At 71.9% G+C, this 20,169-nt stretch carries 20 protein-coding genes; 8 read left to right on the top strand and 12 right to left on the bottom strand.

The features are described 5' to 3' along the window. The first annotated feature begins 10 nt into the window (after positions 1 to 10). From whiA to ACPZVR_RS11680, 6 genes are all read left to right on the top strand, one after another. A complete protein-coding gene (gene whiA / locus ACPZVR_RS11705) occupies positions 11 to 997 on the top strand; it encodes a DNA-binding protein WhiA (RefSeq protein ID WP_282404599.1) in 987 nt (328 codons plus the stop codon). A gap of 134 nt (positions 998 to 1,131) precedes the next feature. Then, the gene (gene gap, locus ACPZVR_RS11700; protein WP_436699758.1) at positions 1,132 to 2,130 is read left to right on the top strand and encodes a type I glyceraldehyde-3-phosphate dehydrogenase; all 999 of its coding nucleotides are present in this window, start codon (positions 1,132 to 1,134) and stop codon (positions 2,128 to 2,130) included. A gap of 25 nt (positions 2,131 to 2,155) precedes the next feature. Further along, positions 2,156 to 3,370, top strand: a complete 1,215-nt coding sequence (locus ACPZVR_RS11695; protein WP_436699757.1) for a phosphoglycerate kinase — start codon at positions 2,156 to 2,158, stop codon at positions 3,368 to 3,370. A gap of 1 nt (position 3,371) precedes the next feature. Next, a complete protein-coding gene (gene tpiA, locus ACPZVR_RS11690) occupies positions 3,372 to 4,172 on the top strand; it encodes a triose-phosphate isomerase (protein WP_436699756.1) in 801 nt (266 codons plus the stop codon). Between the two features lie 27 nt (positions 4,173 to 4,199). Beyond that, positions 4,200 to 4,436 (top strand): preprotein translocase subunit SecG, encoded by a 237-nt coding sequence (secG, locus tag ACPZVR_RS11685; protein ID WP_436699755.1) that lies wholly within the window; start codon positions 4,200 to 4,202, stop codon positions 4,434 to 4,436. A 68-nt stretch (positions 4,437 to 4,504) separates the two neighbouring features. Next, positions 4,505 to 4,864, top strand: coding sequence for an RNA polymerase-binding protein RbpA (locus ACPZVR_RS11680; RefSeq protein WP_141007576.1), 360 nt, complete (start codon positions 4,505 to 4,507; stop codon positions 4,862 to 4,864). 68 nt (positions 4,865 to 4,932) lie between these two features. Here ACPZVR_RS11680 and ACPZVR_RS11675 read toward each other — a convergent pair whose 3' ends face one another. The 5 genes from ACPZVR_RS11675 to tkt form a co-directional block, all read right to left on the bottom strand. Continuing rightward, entirely contained in the window at positions 4,933 to 5,892 is a 960-nt protein-coding gene (locus tag ACPZVR_RS11675; protein WP_436699754.1) for a type IV toxin-antitoxin system AbiEi family antitoxin, read from the bottom strand. 140 nt (positions 5,893 to 6,032) lie between these two features. Beyond that, positions 6,033 to 6,782 (bottom strand): 6-phosphogluconolactonase, encoded by a 750-nt coding sequence (pgl, locus tag ACPZVR_RS11670; protein ID WP_436699753.1) that lies wholly within the window; start codon positions 6,780 to 6,782, stop codon positions 6,033 to 6,035. Next, entirely contained in the window at positions 6,779 to 8,425 is a 1,647-nt protein-coding gene (gene pgi, locus ACPZVR_RS11665) for a glucose-6-phosphate isomerase (RefSeq protein WP_436699752.1), read from the bottom strand. The genes pgl and pgi overlap by 4 nt, the downstream gene beginning before the upstream one ends. A gap of 2 nt (positions 8,426 to 8,427) precedes the next feature. Continuing rightward, complete coding sequence (gene tal, locus ACPZVR_RS11660) at positions 8,428 to 9,534, bottom strand: transaldolase (RefSeq protein WP_436699751.1); 1,107 nt, start codon at positions 9,532 to 9,534, stop codon at positions 8,428 to 8,430. 30 nt (positions 9,535 to 9,564) lie between these two features. Further along, the gene (tkt, locus tag ACPZVR_RS11655) at positions 9,565 to 11,676 is read right to left on the bottom strand and encodes a transketolase (RefSeq protein WP_436699750.1); all 2,112 of its coding nucleotides are present in this window, start codon (positions 11,674 to 11,676) and stop codon (positions 9,565 to 9,567) included. Positions 11,677 to 11,885: 209 nt separating this feature from the next. On the opposite strand from tkt, the gene ACPZVR_RS11650 reads away from it, so the two are divergent. After that, the gene (locus ACPZVR_RS11650) at positions 11,886 to 12,803 is read left to right on the top strand and encodes a heme o synthase (RefSeq protein WP_436699930.1); all 918 of its coding nucleotides are present in this window, start codon (positions 11,886 to 11,888) and stop codon (positions 12,801 to 12,803) included. Between the two features lie 41 nt (positions 12,804 to 12,844). On the opposite strand, the gene ACPZVR_RS11645 is transcribed toward ACPZVR_RS11650, so the two are convergent. Further along, positions 12,845 to 13,789, bottom strand: coding sequence for a helix-turn-helix transcriptional regulator (locus ACPZVR_RS11645; protein WP_436699749.1), 945 nt, complete (start codon positions 13,787 to 13,789; stop codon positions 12,845 to 12,847). Between the two features lie 106 nt (positions 13,790 to 13,895). Between ACPZVR_RS11645 and ACPZVR_RS11640 the strand changes: the two genes are divergently transcribed. Further along, a complete protein-coding gene (locus ACPZVR_RS11640) occupies positions 13,896 to 14,351 on the top strand; it encodes a VOC family protein (RefSeq protein WP_436699748.1) in 456 nt (151 codons plus the stop codon). A 6-nt stretch (positions 14,352 to 14,357) separates the two neighbouring features. On the opposite strand, the gene ACPZVR_RS11635 is transcribed toward ACPZVR_RS11640, so the two are convergent. The 6 genes from ACPZVR_RS11635 to ACPZVR_RS11610 all read right to left on the bottom strand — a co-directional run bounded on the left by ACPZVR_RS11635 (position 14,358) and on the right by ACPZVR_RS11610 (position 20,148). Further along, entirely contained in the window at positions 14,358 to 15,224 is an 867-nt protein-coding gene (locus ACPZVR_RS11635) for a COX15/CtaA family protein (RefSeq protein ID WP_436699747.1), read from the bottom strand. 2 nt (positions 15,225 to 15,226) lie between these two features. Then, a complete protein-coding gene (locus ACPZVR_RS11630; RefSeq protein ID WP_436699746.1) occupies positions 15,227 to 16,000 on the bottom strand; it encodes an ABC transporter permease in 774 nt (257 codons plus the stop codon). Beyond that, positions 15,997 to 16,935 (bottom strand): ABC transporter ATP-binding protein, encoded by a 939-nt coding sequence (locus ACPZVR_RS11625; protein ID WP_436699745.1) that lies wholly within the window; start codon positions 16,933 to 16,935, stop codon positions 15,997 to 15,999. The genes ACPZVR_RS11630 and ACPZVR_RS11625 overlap by 4 nt, the downstream gene beginning before the upstream one ends. A gap of 23 nt (positions 16,936 to 16,958) precedes the next feature. Beyond that, entirely contained in the window at positions 16,959 to 18,644 is a 1,686-nt protein-coding gene (locus ACPZVR_RS11620) for a flavin monoamine oxidase family protein (protein ID WP_436699744.1), read from the bottom strand. Continuing rightward, a complete protein-coding gene (locus ACPZVR_RS11615) occupies positions 18,641 to 19,459 on the bottom strand; it encodes a carbon-nitrogen hydrolase family protein (protein WP_436699743.1) in 819 nt (272 codons plus the stop codon). The genes ACPZVR_RS11620 and ACPZVR_RS11615 overlap by 4 nt, the downstream gene beginning before the upstream one ends. Positions 19,460 to 19,692: 233 nt before the next feature. Next, complete coding sequence (locus ACPZVR_RS11610) at positions 19,693 to 20,148, bottom strand: Lrp/AsnC family transcriptional regulator (protein ID WP_436699742.1); 456 nt, start codon at positions 20,146 to 20,148, stop codon at positions 19,693 to 19,695. Positions 20,149 to 20,169: the final 21 nt, after the last annotated feature.

Genomic DNA, 20,169 nt, shown 5'->3' with positions numbered 1-20,169 from the left:
GATCGCCCCTATGGCGATGACGGCACAGGTCAAGGCGGAGCTCGCCAACATCCCGGTGACCAAGGTCTGCTGTCGCAAGGCCGAGGTCGCCTCGATGCTGCGGTTCGCGGGCGGGCTCCATATCGTCGGCGGCCGCATCGTCGTCGAGGCGGAGCTCGACACCGGCGCCGCCGCGCGACGGCTGCGCAAGGACATCTCCGAGATCTACGGTCAGGGCTCCGAGGTCGTGATGGTGCAGGGCAGCGGACTGCGCAAGGGCAGCCGCTACATCGTGCGGGTGGTCAAGGACGGCGAGGCCCTGGCCCGCCAGACCGGTCTGCTCGACCAGCGCGGTCGTCCGGTCCGCGGCCTGCCGCCCGCCGTCGTGTCCGGCGGCGCCTGCGACGCGGTGGCCGCGTGGCGCGGCGCCTTCCTCGCGCACGGCTCGCTGACCGAGCCCGGCCGGTCCTCGTCGCTGGAGGTCACCTGCCCCGGCTCCGAGGCCGCCCTCGCCCTCGTCGGCGTGGCCCGCCGCCTCGGCATCCAGGCCAAGGCACGCGAGGTCCGCGGCGTCGACCGGGTCGTCATCCGCGACGGCGACGCGATCGGCCAGCTCCTGGCGCGTCTCGGCGCGCACGAGACGCTGATGGCGTGGGAGGAGCGGCGCATGCGCCGCGAGGTGCGCGCCACCGCCAACCGGCTCGCCAACTTCGACGACGCCAATCTGCGGCGCTCGGCACGGGCGGCGGTGACCGCCGGCGCACGCGTGCAGCGGGCGATGGAGATCCTCGGCGACGAGGTGCCCGACCACCTGCGGATGGCCGGCGAGCTCCGGCTGGAGCACAAGCAGGCCTCGCTGGAGGAGCTGGGCCAGCTGCACGAGCCGGTGCTGACGAAGGACGCCATCGCCGGCCGGATCCGTCGGCTCCTGGCCATGGCCGACAAGCGGGCCGAGGACCTCGGCGTACCGGACACCGAGGCGTCGCTGACGCCCGAGATGCTCGCCGGCGACGCCTGAGACCGTGTCCTGAGCCGGCGGCGGCCATGTCCTGATCCGGCCTGTGGCGCGGATCACATCCGCCCTCCTGTCGTGCGGCGCCCCGGGATAGGGTCGGAGGACCGACGTAGGTCCGCTCTCCCAGGAGGTTCGCAGTGACTGTTCGTGTAGGAATCAACGGATTCGGTCGGATCGGCCGCAACTTCTTCCGCGCGGTCCGCGCGAGCGGCGCCGACATCGAGATCGTCGGAGTCAACGACCTCACGGACAACGCGACCCTGGCCCACCTGCTGAAGTACGACTCGATCCTCGGTCCGCTCGACGCCGACGTCGAGGCGACCGACACCGCGATCATCGTCGGCGGCACGGAGATCCGGGCCTTCGCCGAGCGCGACCCCGCCGCCCTCGGCTGGGGCGACCTCGGCGTCGACGTCGTGGTCGAGTCCACCGGCTTCTTCACCGACGCCACGAAGGCCCGCGCGCACGTCGACGGCGGCGGCGCACGGAAGGTCATCATCTCCGCCCCGGCGTCGAACGAGGACGTCACCATCGTGATGGGCGTCAACGAGGACCGCTACGACCCGGCCGCGCACACCGTGATCTCCAACGCCTCGTGCACCACCAACTGCCTGGCGCCCATGGCGAAGGCGCTCAACGACGGGCTGGGCATCGTCAAGGGCCTGATGACCACGGTGCACGCCTACACCGCCGACCAGAACCTGCAGGACAACATCCACAAGGACCTGCGCCGGGCCCGCGCCGCCGCGATCAACATCGTGCCCACCTCGACCGGAGCCGCCAAGGCGATCGGCCTCGTGCTCCCGGAGCTCAAGGGGCGCCTCGACGGCTACGCCCTCCGCGTGCCGACGCCCACGGGCTCGCTGACCGACCTCTCCTTCGAGGCGCCCCGCGACACGAGCGTCGAGGAGGTCAACGCGATCGTGAAGGCGGCCGCCGACGGTCGCTATCTCGTCTACTCGACCGACCCGATCGTGTCCTCCGACATCGTGACCAACCCGGCCTCCTGCATCTTCGACGCGCCGCTCACCAAGGTCATCGACAACCAGGTCAAGGTCGCCGGCTGGTACGACAACGAATGGGGCTACTCCAACCGCCTCGCCGACCTGATCGTCCACGTGGGCGCGGGCCTCTGAGCGCCACGGCTAGGCTCTGACGCTTGTGACCGACTTCAACGGCCTTGCCCCGGAGTTCCTGCAGCGCGTCCGCGGCAAGCGCGTCCTCGTCCGCTCCGACCTGAACGTCCCGCTGGACGGCGACCGGATCACCGACGACGGCCGGATCCGGGCCAGCGTGCCGACCATCCGGGCCCTGGCCGACGCCGGTGCCCGCGTGATCGTCGCCGCGCACCTCGGCCGTCCGAAGGGCGAGCCCGACCCGGCGTACTCCCTGGCGCCCGTCGCCGCCCGGCTCGGCGAGCTGCTCGGCGCGCCGGTCGCCTTCGCGACCGACACCGTCGGCGCCTCGGCGCGGGAGACCGTCGGCGCCCTGGCCGACGGCCAGGTCGCGCTGCTCGAGAACGTCCGCTTCAACGCCGGCGAGACCAGCAAGGACGACGCCGAGCGCGGCGCCTTCGCCGACCAGCTCGCCGGCCTCGCCGACGCCTTCGTCTCCGACGGCTTCGGCGTCGTGCACCGCAAGCAGGCCAGCGTGTACGACGTCGCGCAGCGCCTCCCGCACGCCATGGGTGGCCTGGTGGCCGCTGAGGTCGAGGTCCTGCGTCGCCTGACGGTCGCGCCCGAGCGTCCCTATGTCGTCGTGCTCGGCGGCTCGAAGGTCTCCGACAAGCTCGGTGTCATCGACAACCTGCTCGGCAAGGCCGACAAGCTGCTGATCGGCGGCGGCATGGTCTTCACCTTCCTGCACGCCGACGGGCTCGAGGTGGGCAACAGCCTGCTCGAGGAGGACCAGCTCGACACCGTGCGCGCCTACCAGGCCCGCGCGAAGGAGCTCGGTGTCGAGATCGTGCTGCCCACCGACATCGTGGTGGCCGACAGCTTCGGCGACGAGGCGTCGGCGCGCGTCGTACCCGCCACGGCGATCCCGGCCGACAGCCTCGGCCTCGACATCGGGCCGGAGTCGGCGGCGGCCTTCGCCGCGGCCCTCGCCGACGCGCGGACGGTGTTCTGGAACGGCCCGATGGGCGTCTTCGAGCAGCCCGCGTTCGCCGAGGGCACCCGGGCCGTCGCCGCGGCGCTGACCGAGGTCGACGGCCTCTCGGTCGTCGGCGGCGGCGACTCCGCGGCCGCGGTGCGCACGCTCGGCTTCGACGAGTCCGCGTTCGGGCACATCTCGACCGGCGGCGGCGCGAGCCTGGAGTACCTCGAGGGCAAGGAGCTGCCCGGCATCACCGTTCTGGAAGAGGAAGGCGCCTGACATGGCCGCTGCTGGACGCACCCCGCTGATGGCGGGGAACTGGAAGATGAACCTCAACCACGCCGAGGCCGTGGTCCTCGTGCAGAAGCTCGCATGGACCCTGTCGGACAAGCGGCACGACTACGGCAAGGTCGAGGTCGCGGTGATCCCGCCGTTCACCGACATCCGCTCCGTCCAGACCCTGATCGACGGCGACCGGCTCTCGATCCGGTACGGCGCGCAGGACGTGTCCCAGCACGCCGCCGGCGCCTACACCGGGGAGATCTCGGCGGCGATGCTGGCCAAGCTCGGCTGCGCCTATGTCGTGGTGGGGCACTCCGAGCGGCGCCAGTACCACGCCGAGACCGACGCGATCGTCAACGCCAAGGCCAAGGCGGCCCTGGGCGAGAAGATCACGCCCATCGTGTGCGTGGGCGAGGGGCTCGACGTACGCCAGGCCGGCGAGCACGTCCCCTTCACCATGGCGCAGGTCGAGGGCTCGCTCGCCGGACTCTCGAAGAAGCAGGTCGCCGGCCTCGTCATCGCCTACGAGCCGGTGTGGGCGATCGGCACCGGCGAGGTCGCCACGCCGGAGGACGCCCAGGAGGTCTGTGCCGCCATCCGGGGCCAGGTCCGGGAGTCGTACGGCGACGAGGCCGCCGACGCCGTACGCATCCTCTACGGCGGCTCGGTGAAGGCGGCCAACGTCGCCGGGATCATGGCCAAGCCCGACGTCGACGGCGCGCTCGTCGGCGGCGCGAGCCTCGAGGTCGACGAGTTCGGCGGAATCTGCCGGTTCTACGACATGCCGGTGCTGTCCTAGCACCAGGTCTGACGTAGGATTCCTCGCGTGTCGACGCTTCTGACTGTGCTGCTCGTGATCACGAGCCTGATCCTCATCCTGCTCGTGCTGCTGCACAAGGGTCGGGGCGGTGGCCTCTCGGACATGTTCGGCGGCGGCGTGTCGAGCTCGCTCGGCGGGTCCTCGGTCGCCGAGCGCAACCTCGACCGCTTCACGGTCGGGGTCGGCGTGATCTGGTTCGCCTGCGTGATCGCGCTGGGCCTCCTGCTCGCCTATCAGAACTGACAGCACAGACCGTCTTGCAACCGCACCCGGCGGAGCCGGGGCGTCCGAGGGCTTGAGGAGAGAATCCGTTGGCTGGTGGTGGGAACGCGATCCGCGGTAGTCGCGTCGGTGCGGGTCCGATGGGAGAGGCCGAGCGCGGCGAGGCGGCTCCCCGTCAGGCGGTCACGTACTTCTGTGCGAACGACCACCGCTCAGTGATCACCTTCTCGGTCGAGGCGTCCGTCCCCGACTCGTGGGACTGCCCGAAGTGCGGCCTGCCCGCGGGCCTCGACTCCGAGAACGCCCCGCCGGCGCCGAAGATCGAGCCCTACAAGACCCACCTCGCCTACGTGAAGGAGCGCCGCTCCGACAAAGAGGCCGAGGTCATCCTCGACGAGGCGATCCAGCTGCTCCGCTCGCGCCGGAAGTCCGGCGAGATCATCTTCTGACCGACCCGGCGCATCTGAACGTCCTGAGAGCGCCGACCCGGCGTGTTTGAACGCGCCGGGTCGATGTCTCAGAGCGACCCGAAGCGCCGTCGAGCCTCGGCAGCGCCCTCCCGGATCAGTCGCTCCGCACACTGAGCGGGTCCGAACACCTGCTCCTTGCGGAGCGCGACGACGTGGAAGCCTCCCTCGTCGAGTACGGCGGCCCGTCGCACCCGGTCGTGCGCGATCTGCTCCGGAGTGCTGTGCCACTCGTCGCCGTCGTACTCCGCGCCGAAGCGGAGCTCCGGGTTCCCGAGGTCGAGCCTCGCCAGGAATCGTCCCTGCGCCCATACGTCGAGCTGCGGGGTCGGCGCGGGCACGTTCGCCTCGATCCACCGGAGCCGGAGGACCGACTCCGGTGGCGACTCCGCACGCCCGTCCGCCAGGGGGACGACGACCCGCAGTACGCTCACCCATCGCATCCCCTTGAACCGCGGGAGCCCGGCGGCGAGCTCGGCGGGCGAGAACGCCCCGAGCCGAAGCATCTGGTCGACAGCGGCCAGCGAGCGTTCGATCCAGCGGTTGCGGCCGAGGTCCCACGCGGTGCGCAGGGGCGTCGTGACCGCCAGCCCGCCGATCTCCATCACGTCCTCGGGACGAAGACTGCGCTCGCCGCTGTCGGCGAGATCGTTGCGCAGCCGCCGGCCGGTCGGCAGGTACATCGAGATCGGGGCGAGTGCCAGGTGCTCTCCGGGTTGGAGCACCATGGTCGCGCCCGCGAGCCAGCCGGCGTGCCGGTCGCAGACGACGGCGTCCGGTGGCACCACCAGCCGCAGGCAGGCGCAGCGCAGGTCGATGGTGTCGGGCAGTCGGCTGTCGACGTACACACTCTTGATGGGGCGCCGCAGGAATCCCTCCGCGGTCAGCCACGTCAGCTCCCGCTGACGGAGACCTTGGGCGCGGGCGAGCTGATAGGTGAAGGGACGGTCGAGCGGAAGCGGGAAGGAGTCGGGAAGGAACGGGAGGCCGGCGAGCTGCATGAGATCCATGGGCCCGGGATTGCCCCGGCCGACCCGCTACTCAAACTCGGGCGCGCGCGGCCTGTGGACGGGAGCGTGAATCAACCGACCCGTCGTGTTCAAACGCGCCGGGTCGGCGGTCACAGGACGTTCAGATGCGCCGGGTCGGGCTAGATCAGAGAGGCTGCCGCGGCGTCGAGGAACCAGGTCGTCTCGGTGCGCCCGGTCACCCCGCGGGCGGGGGTCTCTCGGAGCGCGGCCGCCGCGTCGGCGGGCGCCACCTCGGCCAGGGCCCGGCGTACGGCGTCGGCCTTGGCCTCGCCGCTCACCAGGAACCACACGGCCTGAGCGCGGTTGAGGGCCTCGAAGGTCAGGCTCACCCGGTCGGGCGGCGGCTTGGGGGACTCGTGCACGGCGATGGCATCGACGCCCGCAGCGTCGAGCCCCGGGTGGCCCGGGAAGAGCGAGGCCACGTGACCGTCGGGGCCGATGCCGAGCATGAGGATGTCGAGATGGCTGCCACCCTGGGTCCGGATCGTGTCGGCGTACGACGCCGCGGCCTCCTCGGCGGAGCCGACCTCGGAAGACGAGGGCGCGGTGTGGACGCGGAAGGCACCGACCTCGTCGAGGAACGCCGTGCGCGCCTGGGTGATGTTGCGGTCGGGGGAGTCGGCGGGGACGAAGCGCTCGTCGCCGAACCACAGCACGACCGCGCCCCAGTCGACGCCGGAGGCCGGGGCCAGGCGGGCGATCTCGCGGTGGATCGCGTCGGCGATCGTGCCACCGGTGAGCCCGACGTGGGGGACCTGGCCAGCGGCCTGGGCGTCCGCGAGCCGGTTGAGGAGCTCGCCGGCGACCGCCGTCGCGAGCGCGGCGGCGTCGTCATGGACCTCGATGAGGGGCTGGGACGTCTCGGTCATCGTGTGCGCTGCTCCCGGTAGTAGTCGATCATCGCGCGGGTCGACGGATCCTGCGCGGCCAGGACGTCGGCGTCACCGGCGAGGGCGGGCGTGATCTGCACCGCCAGCTGCTTGCCGAGCTCCACGCCCCACTGGTCGAAGCTGTCGATGCCCCACACGACGCCCTGGGTGAAGGTGATGTGCTCGTAGAGGGCGATCAGCTGTCCGAGCACCGACGGCGTCAGCGCCGGCGCCAGGATCGAGGTCGTCGGCCGGTTGCCGGAGAACACCCGGGCCGCCACCGTCTCCTCCGGGATGCCCTCGGCGCGCACCTCCTCGGCCGTCTTGCCGAACGCGAGCGCCTTGGTCTGGGCGAGGAAGTTGGCGAGCAGGAGCTCGTGGACGTCGGTGTCGCCGTCCTCGAGGGGGTACGCCGGGTTCGCGAAGGCGATGAAGTCCGCGGGGATCAGGCGGGTGCCCTGGTGGAGGAGCTGGTAGAACGCGTGCTGACCGTTGGTGCCGGGCTCGCCCCAGAACACCTCGCCGGTGTCGGTCGTGACCGACGAGCCGTCCCAGCGCACGCTCTTGCCGTTGGACTCCATGGTGAGCTGCTGGAGGTACGCCGGGAACCGGTGCAGCGACTGCGCGTAGGGGAGCACCGCGTGCGACTGGGCGCCGAGGAAGTTGGCGTACCAGACGTTGAGCAGTCCCATCAGCGCCGGCACGTTGCGCTCCAGCGGTGCGGTGAGGAAGTGGTCGTCGACGGCGCGGAAGCCGCCGAGGAACTCCTCGAAGCGCTCGGGCCCGATGGCGACGGCCAGGGAGGTCCCGATCGCCGAATCCACGGAGTAGCGGCCGCCGACCCAGTCCCAGAAACCGAAGGCGTTGGCCGGGTCGATGCCGAACTCCTCGACCTTGTCGAGCGCCGTGGACACCGCGACGAAGTGGCGCGAGACCGCCTCGTCGCCCGTCCCGAGCCCGTCGAGCAGCCAGCGGCGGCACAGGCGGGCGTTGGTCAGGGTCTCCAGCGTCCCGAAGGTCTTGCTCGAGACGATGAACAGCGTGGTGGCGGGATCGAGTCCGGTGAGCTTCTGCGCGGCGTCGGTGGGGTCGACGTTGCTCACGAAACGGCATTCGAGGCCGTGTTGGACATAGGGACGCAGCGCCTCGTAGGCCATCACCGGACCGAGGTCGGACCCGCCGATGCCGATGTTGACCACCGTGCGGATCGGCAGGCCGGTGGACCCGCGCCACGCGCCGGAGCGGACGTCGTCGGCGAAGGCGTAGACCCGGCGCAGGACGGCCCGGACCTCCTCGACCACGTCGGTCCCGCCGACGTCGAGGCGAGACCCGGCGGCGCGGCGCAGCGCGGTGTGCAGGACCGCCCGGTCCTCGGTGACGTTGATGTGCTCGCCGCGGAACATGGCGTCGCGGCGAGCGGGAAGACCGACCTCGGCGGCCAGCGCCTGCAGCTGCTTCCAGATCTCCGGGGTGACCAGGTTCTTGGACAGGTCGACGCGCAGGTCGCCCGCCTGCACCGTCGAGCGGGTCACCCATTCCGCGTCGGCCAGGCTCCGGCGCAGGTCCGGACGGAAGCCGGAGGCGAGCTCGGTGAGCCGGCCCCAGGCCTCAGTCGTGGTCGGGTCGACGGGAGCCGCCGCCACGGTCAGTCCTTGGCCTTGTCCATCTGCGCCTGGACCGTCGCGACCAGCTCGGTCCAGGAGGCCTTGAACTTGTCGACGCCCTCGGTCTCCAGCACCCGGAAGACGTCGTCGAGATCGACCCCGACCGCCGCCAGCTGGTCGAAGACCGCCTGGGCCTCGCCGGCCCGACCGGTGACCTGGTCACCCTTGACCTCGCCGTGGTCGGCGAACGCCTGCAGCGTCTTCTCCGGCATCGTGTTGACGGTGCCGCCGACGACCAGGTCGGTGACGTAGAGCGTGTCGGGGTACGCCGGGTTCTTGACGCCGGTCGACGCCCACAGCGGCCGCTGGGGGTGGGCGCCCGCGTCGGCGAGGGCCAGCCAGCGGGGGGAGGCGGTGACCTCCTCGAAGGCCGCGTAGGCGAGTCGGGCGTTGGCGACGGCCGCGCGGCCGCGCAGCGCGAGCGCTTCCTCGGTCCCGATCTTGTCGAGTCGGGCGTCGATCTCGGTGTCGACGCGGGAGACGAAGAAGGAGGCGACCGACTGGATGGTGGCCAGGTCGATCCCGGCGTCCCGCGCCTGCTCGAGCCCGGCGAGGTAGGCGTCCATGACGGCCCGGTAGCGCTCGACGGAGAAGATCAGGGTCACGTTGACGCTGATGCCTGCCGCGATCGCGGCCGTGATCGCCGGCAGGCCCTCGAGGGTGGCCGGGATCTTGATCAGGGCGTTGGGCCGGTCGACCGCTGCCCAGAGTGCCTTCGCGGAGGCGATGGTGGCGTCGGTGTCGTTGGCCAGGGTCGGCTCCACCTCGATCGAGACCCGGCCGTCGGCGTGGTGCGCGGCGGCGACGGGCGCGAGCACGTCGCACGCGTTGCGCACGTCGTCGGTGGTGAGCGCGAAGATCACCTGATCCACGTCGGCACCGTCGGCGACGAGCTGGCGCACCTGCGCGTCGTACCGCTCGCCGTCGGCGATCGCCCCCGCGAAGATCGTCGGGTTGGTCGTGACGCCCACGACCGAGCGCTCCTGGACGAGCTCGGCGAGGTTGCCGGTCTCGATCCGCTCGCGGGACAGGTCGTCGAGCCAGATGGACACCCCCGCGTCAGCGAGGGCCTTCAGTCGATCAGTCATCAGTTCCTCCTGCTGCGGTGGGTGTGCCGTTCAGTCGCGTGCGGCGGCCGCCATGCTCTCGCGGGCCGCCTGGACGACCGCCTCGGGAGTGAAGCCGAACTCGCGGAACAGGGTGCCCGCGTCGGCGCTGGCCCCGTAGTGGTCGATGCTGACGATGCGGCCCGCGTCGCCGACGTACTCGCGCCAGCCCTGCTTGACGCCGGCCTCGACCGAGACGCGCGCCTTGACCGTGGGTGGGATGACCTGGTCGCGGTAGGCCTGGGTCTGTGCCTCGAACCACTCCAGGCAGGGCAGAGAGACGACCCGGGCGCCCACGCCCTCGGCGGCGAGCCTCTCGCGGGCGGCGACGGCGTACTGGACCTCGGAGCCGGTCGCCAGGAGGACGACGTCGGGCTGGCCGCCCTCGGCGTCGAGCAGGACGTAGCCGCCCTTGGCGACGTTGTCGGTGGTCGCGTAGCCGTCGGTGCCGCGAGGGAAGGTCGGGACGTTCTGGCGGCTCAGGATGAGGCCGGCCGGGCGGTCGCTGTTGCGCAGGACCTGGAGCCAGGCGGCAGCGGTCTCGTTGGCGTCGGCGGGTCGGACGATGTCGAGCCCCGGGATCGCGCGCAGTGCCGCGAGGTGCTCGATCGGCTGGTGCGTGGGACCGTCCTCGCCGAGGCCGATGGAGTCGTGCGTCCACACGTAGACGACCGGCGCCTTCATCAGCGCGCCGACCCGGACCGCGCCGCGCATGTAGTCGGAGAACGTGAGGAACGTGCCGCCGAAGACGCGGGTGCCGCCGTGGACGGCGATGCCGTTCATGATCGCGCCCATGCCGTGCTCGCGGATGCCGAAGTGGAGGACGCGCCCCTGGTAGGGGTCGCCCTTCCACTCCGCGACCGAGCGGTCGAGCGGGAGGAAGGACGGCGCGTCCTTGATCGTGGTGTTGTTGGAGCCGGCGAGGTCGGCCGAGCCGCCCCACAGCTCGGGCATGACGGCGGCGACGGCGTTGATCACCTTGCCGGAGGCGGCGCGGGTCGCGACGCCCTTGGCGTCGGGCTCGAACACCGGGAGCACGCCCTCGATGCCGTCGGGAAGGGCCCGCTCGCGCATCCGGTGCAGCAGGGCGGCACCCTCGGGGTTGGCCGCGGCCCAGGCGTCGAGCTCCTTCTGCCACGCCGCGGCGGCGGCCTTGCCGCGCGCGATCAGGTCGCGGGTGTGGGCGAGGACGTCACTGGGGACCTCGAAGGACTTGTCGGGGTCGAAGCCCAGGATCTTCTTGGTCGCGGCGACCTCGTCGGCGCCGAGGGCCGAGCCGTGGGCGGCCTCGGTGTTCTGCGCGTTCGGGGCCGGCCAGGCGATGACCGTCTTGAGGACGATCAGCGACGGGCGGTCGGTGACCTCGTCGGCCGCGGCGATCGCCGCGTGCAGGGCCGGGACGTCCTCCTCGTAGTTGGCGAGGTCGTTGTGGTCGGTGCCGGTCCAGTCGACCGTCTGGACGTGCCAGCCGTACGCCTCATAGCGCTTCGCGACGTCCTCGTTGAACGCGATGTGGGTGTCACCCTCGATCGAGATCCGGTTGGCGTCGTAGATGACGGTGAGGTTGCCCAGCTCCTGGGTGCCCGCGATGGACGACGCCTCACCGCTCACGCCCTCCTCGAGGTCGCCGTCGGAGGCGAGCACGTAGACGTGGTGGTCGAAGAGCGAGGGGCCGTCGCCGGCCCCGGGGTCGAGCAGGCCCCGCTCGCGGCGCGCGGCCATCGCCATGCCGACCGCGTTGGCGACGCCCTGGCCCAGGGGGCCGGTGGTGACCTCGACGCCGGAGGTGTGGCCGAACTCGGGGTGGCCGGGGGTCTTGCTGCCCCACGTGCGCAGTGCCTCGAGGTCGGCGAGCTCGAGGCCGAATCCGCCGAGGAAGAGCTGGGTGTAGAGGGTGATCGAGGAGTGTCCGCAGGAGAGGACGAAGCGGTCGCGCGCCATCCAGTCCGGGTCGGCGGGGTCGTGGCGCATGACCTTCTGGAACAGCAGGTATGCCGCCGGCGCCAGGCTCATCGCGGTGCCCGGGTGGCCGTTGCCGACCTTCTGGACGGCGTCCATCGCGAGGACGCGGGCGGTGTCAACTGCCTTGCGGTCGAGGTCGGTCCACTCGAGCTCCGGGATCATGGTTCCGAGCCTACCGAGAGCACGTGGGAGACAGACATCCGCGTGGGGCGGCCACGGCCCGGCCGCGTCGCCACCTGCGAGATTCTTCCCACAGGGGGGATCGCGGGTGTCCGCTTTCTTCCGGAAGACGCCGTCGGGCTACACTCAGAGCGCTTCTACTCCTGTTTGCGAGGACTTCCGTGACCTACGTCGACCCGACCAGCCGCGATCTGCTGGCTGACGACGAAGGACGGCAGAAGGCGACCTTCCGCGACGTGGTGATGGCGTACGTCGGCCTCACCAAGCCGCGCGTCATCGAGCTGCTGCTCCTCACGACGGTCCCGGTGATGTTCTTCGCCGCCCGCGGGGTGCCTCCGCTCGGGCTGGTCCTCGCCACCGTCGTCGGCGGCACGCTCTCCGCCGGCTCGGCCTCGGTCTTCAATTGCGTCTACGACCGCGACATCGACGAGCAGATGCGTCGTACCCGTCGCCGGGCGCTGCCGCGCCACATCGTCACGCCGGCCGCGGCGCTCGTCTTCGGCATGGTCCTGGGCATCCTGTCGACCGTGATCCTCGCGGTCTGGGTCAACCCGCTCTCGGCGATCCTCTCGGTCAGCGCCAACGCGTTCTACGTCTTCGTCTACACGATGCTGCTCAAGCGGCGCACGACCCAGAACATCGTCTGGGGCGGCATCGCCGGCTGCTTCCCCGCGCTCATCGGCTGGACGGCGGTGACCGGTGAGCTGTCCTGGGTGCCGGTCGTGCTCTTCGCCGTGGTGTTCTTCTGGACGCCGCCGCACACCTGGGCGCTGGCGCTGCGCTATCGCGAGGACTACGCGCAGGTCGACGTCCCGATGCTCCCGGTGGTCAAGCCGGCCCGCACGGTGGCGCTGCAGATCGTCGTCTACAGCTGGGTCATGGTCGCCACGTCGCTGCTCCTGTGGCCCGTCGCCGACACCGGTCCGCTCTACCCGATCGTGGCCGGCGTCCTCGGCGCGGTCTTCCTGGTCCAGGCCCACGGCCTGCACCGTCGCGCCCGGACCTCCGACGAGCTCAGCGTGCTCCAGCCGATGCGGCTGTTCCACTCCTCGAACCTCTATCTCAGCCTCCTCTTCGTCGCCGTCGCGATCGACCCGCTGCTCCACTGACCCGCTGCTCCACTGATCGGCCGCTCCGTTGACGCGCGTCGTCACGGTGCGGCGCCGAGCCGCCGGGCGAGTGCGGAGGCGGCGACGGCCAGCGGGGCCGGGCCGACGACACGGAAGGACGCGTCGAAGCGGACGACCTCCGCGAGCAGGCCGGCCCACGACCACGAGCCCAGGGTGACCAGACACGATCCGTCGGTCTCGGGCTCGACCTGTCCGTCGCGCACCCACGGGACCACCGCCGTCGCGGGCAGGTCGAGCACGACCTGCCCGACGCAGGGCCAGGCGCCGTCGCCGCCGGCGCCCCGGGCACGGGCCGCGAGGAAGGCGGCCGCGTCGCCCAGGGGGATCGCGCGGGGAGCGAACCGCGGGCCGGTGGGTACGCGCGGCAGCATGCGGTCGAGCCGGAAGGTCCGCCAGTCCCCGCGGTCGAGGTCCCACGCGATGACGTACCACCGTCCGTTGCGGGCGACCAGTTCATGGGGCTCGGCACGCCGGGCCGGTGCGTCGGCGGGGCCCGAACCGTAGTCGAAGCGCAGGGTCGTCCGCTCGCCGACAGCCCGGCTCACGGCGTGGAGCACCTCCGGATCCACGGGCTCGGGGCCCGGCGTGCTGGCGAACCGTACGCCGTCGACCCGGTGCCGCAGCCGTGACGGCAGCACCTGCCGAACGGTGGCGAGTGCGCGCTGTGCGGCATCCTCGATCGCCACGCCGCTCGAAGCGGCGTTCTGCAGGGCCACGGCGAGGGCCACGGCCTGCTCGTCGTCGAAGAGCAGCGGTGGTAGATCCGCGCCCGCGGCCAGCCGGTAGCCGCCGTCCGGACCCTTGGCGGCCGTGATCCGGTAGCCCATGACGCGCAGTCGGTCCACGTCGCGACGTACGGTCCGGGTCGTCACCCCGAGCCGCTCGGCGAGCACCTGCCCCGGCCAGTGGCGACGTGCCTGGAGCAGGGACAGGAGCGTGAGGCTGCGCTGGGAGGCTCCGGACATGCGCTCATTCTGCTCGGGGTAGCGGACAGCAGTCGTCCGCCATGGGCGCCAGAGTCGTGGTCACGGGCGAGTGCCCGCAGCGGAACCGACACCAAGGAGCGACCCGGTGACCCTCACCATCACGACCCATCTCAACCTGCCCGGCACCGCCCGTGCGGCGCTGGCCTTCTATCGCGACGTGTTCGGAGGCCGGATCACCACGACGACCTACGCCGACCTGGGCCAGCCCGCCGAGAGCGCCGGCGCCGACCGGATCGTGTTCGGCGCCCTCGAGGCGGACAACGGCGTCCGGCTGATGGCGTACGACGTCCCGGGGCTCACCGAGGCCGCTCCCGTGTCCACGCGGCGGATGGACGGCATGACTCTCACCGATCAGCCGTTCTTCGTCTCGTTGAGCGGGGAGACGCTCGAGGAGGTCGCGGCGTACTGGGAGCGGCTCGCTGTCGGGGCCCGGGTCGTCGAGCCCCTCGCGGCCTCGGCGTGGAGCGCCGGCTTCGGGATGCTGACCGACCGCTTCGGCGTCACCTGGGTGCTCGACGTGGCGACGCCGGCTGCCGGTTGAGGCCGATCAGGCCGCGTCCGTGCGGGCCCGAGCGGCCAGCACCACCCAGGTGATCGCCGCCGACGTGAGTGCGGCGCCGAGCATGTGGGTCGCGACCAGGAGCTCGGGCAGGTCGGCGAAGTACTGCCAGAAGCCCACGACACCCTGGGCCAGCTCCAGTGCGAGGAGCGCGCCGGCGGCCGACTGCAGCAGCGGACGGCCGGTCCGCCGTGCGACGACCAGGACGGCCACCGTCGCCGCGACGAGGACGTAGACCGCCCAGGCGTGGACGTGCGACATGACCTGCGGGTCGAGCCCCGTGCGCTTGGAGTCCAGGTCGCCGGAGTGCGGGCCGGAGCCGGTGACGACCGTGCCGAGGTAGAGGACCACCCAGCCGAGGGCGAACACCGCCCACGCCAGACCCCGGGTGCGCTGGCCGGCCGCCATCCGGGGTCCGGCGAGCAGGTGGTCGAGCAGCATGACGCACAGGCCGATGATGACCATCGACGACAGGAAGTGGAACGAGACGACCCAGGGGTTGAGGTCGGTGAGCACGGTGATGCCGCCGATGACCGCCTGTGCCGGGATGTAGAGACCGATGAGGAGGGCGAGCAGGCGCGCGCGCCGGTCGCGGCTGCGCCAGGCCGCGACGAACGCGGCGATCGCGATGGCCCCCACCGCGAAGGTCAGCAGCCGGTTGCCGAACTCGATCGCGCCGTGCAGGCCGAGCTCTCCGTGCGGCACGTACGACTCGTCGCTGCAGCGCGGCCAGGTGGGGCAGCCGAGCCCCGATCCGGTCAGGCGGACGGCACCGCCCGTCACGACGATCCCGATGTTGGCGACGAGGTTCGCCCAGGCGAACCCGACGAGCCAGCGCCTTGTCACGGCGGTCACGGTCACTCCCACGTGAAGGTTCGAGCGGTCAGGGCGGAGCCGAGGCCGGTCCAGGCCACGAGCACGAGCAGGTCGCGCACGGCGACGGCGCCGTCGCAGGCGGAGCGGACGGCCTCCCCGAGCGCGCCCGAGGGCAGCCAGCGCACGACGTCGCCGAGGCCGCCGTACATGGTGGCGGGGAGGATGACGGCGCCGCCGGCGAGCAGCAGCAGGTAGACCAGGTTCGCCGCCGCCAGCGTCGCCTCGGCGCGCAGCGAGCCGGCGAGCAGCATCCCGAGGGAGGCGAACGCGGCGGTGCCGCACAGGGCGGCCAGGAGGAGGGCCAGCACCCCTCCCGCCCCGTCGGGCCCGGACCAGCCGAGCGCCAGGCCGACCCCGCCGATGACGACGAACTGGAACACCTCGACCAGGAGCAGTGCGAGCACCTTCCCGCCCAGGAGCGTCACCCGGGACAGGGGAGCGGTGCCCAGGCGCTTGAGGACGCCGTAGCGGCGCTCGAACCCCGTGGCGATGGCGAGGGACGTGAAGGCCGTCGACATCACCGCGAGGGCGAGCACCCCCGGCGTCAGGACGTCGATCGGGCGGCCGTCGAGATCCAGACCGACCTTCTCCGCACCGCGGACGGCGCCGATGAGCACGATGACGGGGATCACCACGGCGAGCAGGAGCTGCTCGCCGTTGCGCAGCATCAGCCGGGCCTCCATGCCCGCCTGCGTGACGAGCTGGCGGGCGACGGGCGCGGCGCCGGGCGCCGGGGCGAAGGTGCGGGCGCTCATGCGAACTCCTCACGGCCGGTGAGCTCGAGGAAGACGTCCTCGAGATTGCGCTGGCCCAGGGACAGCGACTCGGGGAGCACGTCGTGGGCCGCGCACCAGGCCGCGACCGTGGCGAGCGTGGTGCTGTCGGCGGGGCCGGACAGCTGCAGGCTCAGCGGGTCGAGGACGGTGAGCTCCGTCCCGTCGCCCAGCTCGCGCACCAGGGCCTCGGGCGCGCCCTCGGGGAACGGCTGGGTGACGACGATCCGGATCGTCGCGACCGTGCCGCCGCGGGTGAGCTCGAGCGGGCTCCCGCTGGCGACGAGGCGGCCGCGGTCGAGGATGTGGACCCGGTCGGCGAGCCGCTCGGCCTCCTCCAGGTAGTGGGTCGTCAGCACGACGGTGACACCGTCCGCGCGCAGCTCCTCCAGCAGCTCCCACACCGCCCGGCGGATCTGGGGGTCCATGCCGGCGGTCGGCTCGTCGACGAAGACCAGCTCGGGACGCCCGACGAGCGCGAGGGCCAGGCCGAGGCGCTGCTGCTGACCACCGGAGAGCCGACGGTACGGCGTCCGGCCGCACTCGTGCAGCGCGAGCCGGTCCATGAGCAGCCCGACGTCCTGGGGGTGGGCGTGCAGGCGCGCGAAGTGCCGCAGCATCTCCTCGGCGCGGGCGCCGCTCCAGGCCCCGCCGGACTGCAGCATCACGCCGATCCGCGGCAGCAGCTCGGCCCGCTGACGGACGGGGTCGAGCCCGAGGACCCGGACGGTGCCGCCCTGCACGCGGCGGTAGCCCTCGCAGGTCTCCAGGGTGGTGGTCTTCCCGGCGCCGTTGGGGCCGAGCACGGCCGTGATCGTGCCCCGCTCGACGGTCAGGGAGAGCGCGTCGACGGCGACGGTGTCGCCGTACCTCATCACCAGTCCGTCGACCTCGACAGCAGGGGAAGGAAGAGGCACGGCGACAGTCTAGGAATGCGTCCTCACGCCTCGTCGGGCAGGGCCAGGGGTGCGAGCTCGGCGAAGCGGTCGCCCGGACCGGGGTTCCCCGGAGCGCTCGTCCCGCCGAAGTGACGCACGACACCCCACACGGCATTGAGGGCTGTCGTGACGGCGCCCTCGGCCCAGCCCGCGGTCCAGGAGATGTCGTCACCGGCGAGGAAGATCCCGCGCCGGTGCGGCGGGAGGCCGTCTTGGACGAAGTGGGAGAACAGCCGCCGCTGGTAGCGGTAGTGACCCGGGAGGTTGGCCTTGAAGGCACCCATGAAGTTCGGGTCGGACTCCCACGACACGGTGATCGGGTCCCCGACGATGTGGGAGGCGATGTCGACGCCGGGGTAGATCTTGCGCAGCGAGTGCAGCTGGAGCCGGACGCGCTCCTCGATCGGCAGCGCCAGCCACTTCAGCGCGTCGTCGTTCCACGTGTAGGACAGGCAGATCGAGGCCGCGCCGTCGTCCTCCAGGAGGTACGTCGCCCGGGTCAGCCGGTCGGTGAGCGTCATGCTCATCACGTCGCGTCCGGTCTCCGGGTCGACGTCCTTCCAGAAGGGGCGGTCCACCCGCACGAAGGTCTTGGACGACTGCATGTAGTGGGTCCGCTCCATCGCCATCCACAGGTCGGGGGAGAAGAGCGACTCGTCGACGTCGATGCGCGCCGACAGCAGCCAGACCTGGCAGGTGACCACGACGGCGTCGTAGGACCGGGTGGTGCCCCAGCGGTCGGTGATTTCGAAGCGCTCGTCCGCCCCGCGCGCGATCCGGGCCACGCCGGGCAGCGCCGAACCGCCGTGCAGGCTCTCCAGCGAGGTGCCGGCCGGCCAGTGCGCGCACGCCGGCGCGTCCCGCCACAGCCCGACCGGGAGCTGCTGGGCGCCGCCGTGGACGAGCTGGTGGTCCTCGTCGGCGTTGGTGAAGATCACCCGCAGGATCTCGAGCATCGAGTTCGGGAAGTCGGTGTCCCAGCCGCCGGTGCCGAAGCCGACCTGGCCGAACACCTCGCGGTGCCGGAAGGAGCGGGAGCCGAACGCCTTGGAGTTGGCGAGGAATCCGGAGAAGGTCTCCTCGTCGAGGGTGAGGACGAGCTGGTTCCACAGCTCCTTGAGCGCGGCCACGTCGCGTTCGGCGATCGCGCGCTGGGCGTCGGCGAAGCCGATCTCCCCGAGCGCCTCGTGCCAGGCGTCGGCGACGTCCTTGAGGAAGGCCGGCAGGTCGTCGTACCCGCGGGCGTAGAAGGACTCGCCACCGAGCTCGACGACCGTGCTCGGCGTAGCCTCGGACAGCGGGTTCGGGAACGGCGAGGTCCGCAGTCCGAGGTGGTCGAGGTAGTGGAACAGCGCGCGCGAGGACAGCGGGAAGCGCATGCCACCGAGCTCGGCGATCGGGCCGTGCGGGCCGCCGAAGGGCTGCGAGCGCAGCCGCCCGCCGATCCGGTCCGCCTCGTAGACGACCGGCTTGAGGCCCAGGCGCATCAGCTCGAAGGCGGTGACCATGCCCGAGAGCCCGCCGCCGACGATCGCGACCTCGCGGCCGTGGTGCTCGGCGGGAACCGAGCCGAGCCCGGCGGGGTGGGCCAGGTACTCGTCGTACCCGAACGGGAAGTCGGGACCGAGCATCGTCACCGGAGCGGGTACGACGTGCGCGGGGTCCGGCGTGGTCTGTCCGGTCGTCATCGGGTCAGTCCTCCGTAGACCTCGGGCCTGCGGTCGGCCAGGTGGGTGTTGACCCGGCGCGCCTCGTCGAGGGCGGCGGAGGTCAGGGTCGCGACGACCAGGCCCGGCCGGTCGTCGGCGCGGGCGAGGTCGACGCCGTCGGGGCCGACGACACAGCTCAGCCCCGGGTAGGTCAGCCGGTGCTCGGTGCCGGTGCGGTTCGCGTAGGCGACGGCCATCTGGTTCTCGAACGCCCGCGCCGGGACGAGGAGCGTGCTGACGGCGTCGTACGGCGTCATCAGCGCGGTCGGGCAGGCGAGCAGGTCGGCGCCGGCCAGCGCGACCATCCGGACCTGCTCGGGGAACTCGATGTCGTAGCAGACGAGGAGACCGACGCGGTAGCCGTCGATCTCGCCGATCGCCGGCGTCCCGTCGCCGGGGACGTAGACCGAAGCCTCCTCCGGACCATAGAGGTGGGTCTTGCGGTGCCGGGCCAGCACCGTGCCGTCCCGGTCCACCAGCTCCACCGCGATGTGCACCTGCTCGCCGTCGCGCTCGGGCCAGCTCCAGACGATTGCGAGGGCGTGCCGACGCGCGATGTCGGCGACGGCCCGTCCCATCGACCCGCCGGCCGGCTCGGCGAGCTCGCCGGCCCGCGTCGCGATGTCGTAGCCGGTGAGGGTCAGCTCGGGACACACCAGCAGTCGGGCACCGCGGGCCGCCGCCGCGGCCGCCGTGTCGTCGAGGGCGACGAGGGCGGCGGGCACGTCGAGCAGCGGCCCGTCCGGCTGCCAGGCGGCGACGACGAGGGCGTCGGCGCGGGGGATGTCGGTCACCCGGACAGCCTAGGAACGCTGTCGCGCAAGATCGAGGGATGCGCGTTGCTCGGTGGTGGCGATTCATTGCGTCGATCGATGGCCCAGCCGTGGTCTCTTGCGCTGCGCGCCGTCGGACGGGTTGACGGCGTGGGTGGTCAGACCAGTCCGCGATTGGGCAGAGACCGCACGTGAGCAGGCCGAAATGTTGCGGTTTGGGACCAAACCGCAACGCCACCGCCCGCCCCCAGGGGTCAGTCGGGGAGGCTGCCCTGTTCGCGCCGGACCAGCGGCGAGAGCACGAGCTCGCTGCGGGTCCGCGCGACGAACCGCTCGCTCGCGATCCGCTCGACGACCTGCTCGAAGTGCCGGATGTCGGCGGCCAGGATGTGCAGGATCGCATCGGCCTCGCCGGTCACGGTCGAGGCCGAGACGACCTCCGGGTGCTTGTCCACGGCCTTGAGGATCTCGCCGGGCGTGGTCGAGCCCTGGCAGTAGATGGAGACGTAGCCCTCCGTCGACCAGCCGGCGACGGCCGGGTCGACCCGCGCGGTGAAGCCGGTGATCGCGCCGGAGGCGACGAGCCGGTCGACGCGGCGCTTGACCGCGGGAGCGGACAGTCCGACCGCCTGCCCGATCCGCGCGAAGGTGGCCCGGCCGTCCTCGAGCAGGACGCCGACGATGAGGCGGTCGAGGTGGTCGAGCTGCATGGGGGTCATTCTCGCCGACGC

The organism is Nocardioides segetis, assembly GCF_051390595.1.
Classification (GTDB): Bacteria; Actinomycetota; Actinomycetes; order Propionibacteriales; family Nocardioidaceae; genus Nocardioides.
This window is presented reverse-complemented; position numbering and strand designations above follow the sequence as displayed.

Excerpts from the sequence above, each read along its gene's own strand:
- ACPZVR_RS11630 (WP_436699746.1), bottom strand. The coding sequence starts at position 16,000 with ATGAGCGCCCGCACCTTCGCCCCGGCGCCCGGCGCCGCGCCCGTCGCC.
- ACPZVR_RS11610 (WP_436699742.1), bottom strand. The coding sequence starts at position 20,148 with ATGCAGCTCGACCACCTCGACCGCCTCATCGTCGGCGTCCTGCTCGAG.
- ACPZVR_RS11675 (WP_436699754.1), bottom strand. The coding sequence starts at position 5,892 with ATGGATCTCATGCAGCTCGCCGGCCTCCCGTTCCTTCCCGACTCCTTC.
- tpiA (WP_436699756.1), top strand. The coding sequence starts at position 3,372 with ATGGCCGCTGCTGGACGCACCCCGCTGATGGCGGGGAACTGGAAGATG.
- ACPZVR_RS11620 (WP_436699744.1), bottom strand. The coding sequence starts at position 18,644 with ATGACGACCGGACAGACCACGCCGGACCCCGCGCACGTCGTACCCGCT.
- whiA (WP_282404599.1), top strand. The coding sequence starts at position 11 with ATGGCGATGACGGCACAGGTCAAGGCGGAGCTCGCCAACATCCCGGTG.
- tkt (WP_436699750.1), bottom strand. The coding sequence starts at position 11,676 with ATGATCCCGGAGCTCGAGTGGACCGACCTCGACCGCAAGGCAGTTGAC.
- tal (WP_436699751.1), bottom strand. The coding sequence starts at position 9,534 with ATGACTGATCGACTGAAGGCCCTCGCTGACGCGGGGGTGTCCATCTGG.
- ACPZVR_RS11645 (WP_436699749.1), bottom strand. The coding sequence starts at position 13,789 with ATGTCCGGAGCCTCCCAGCGCAGCCTCACGCTCCTGTCCCTGCTCCAG.
- pgl (WP_436699753.1), bottom strand. The coding sequence starts at position 6,782 with ATGACCGAGACGTCCCAGCCCCTCATCGAGGTCCATGACGACGCCGCC.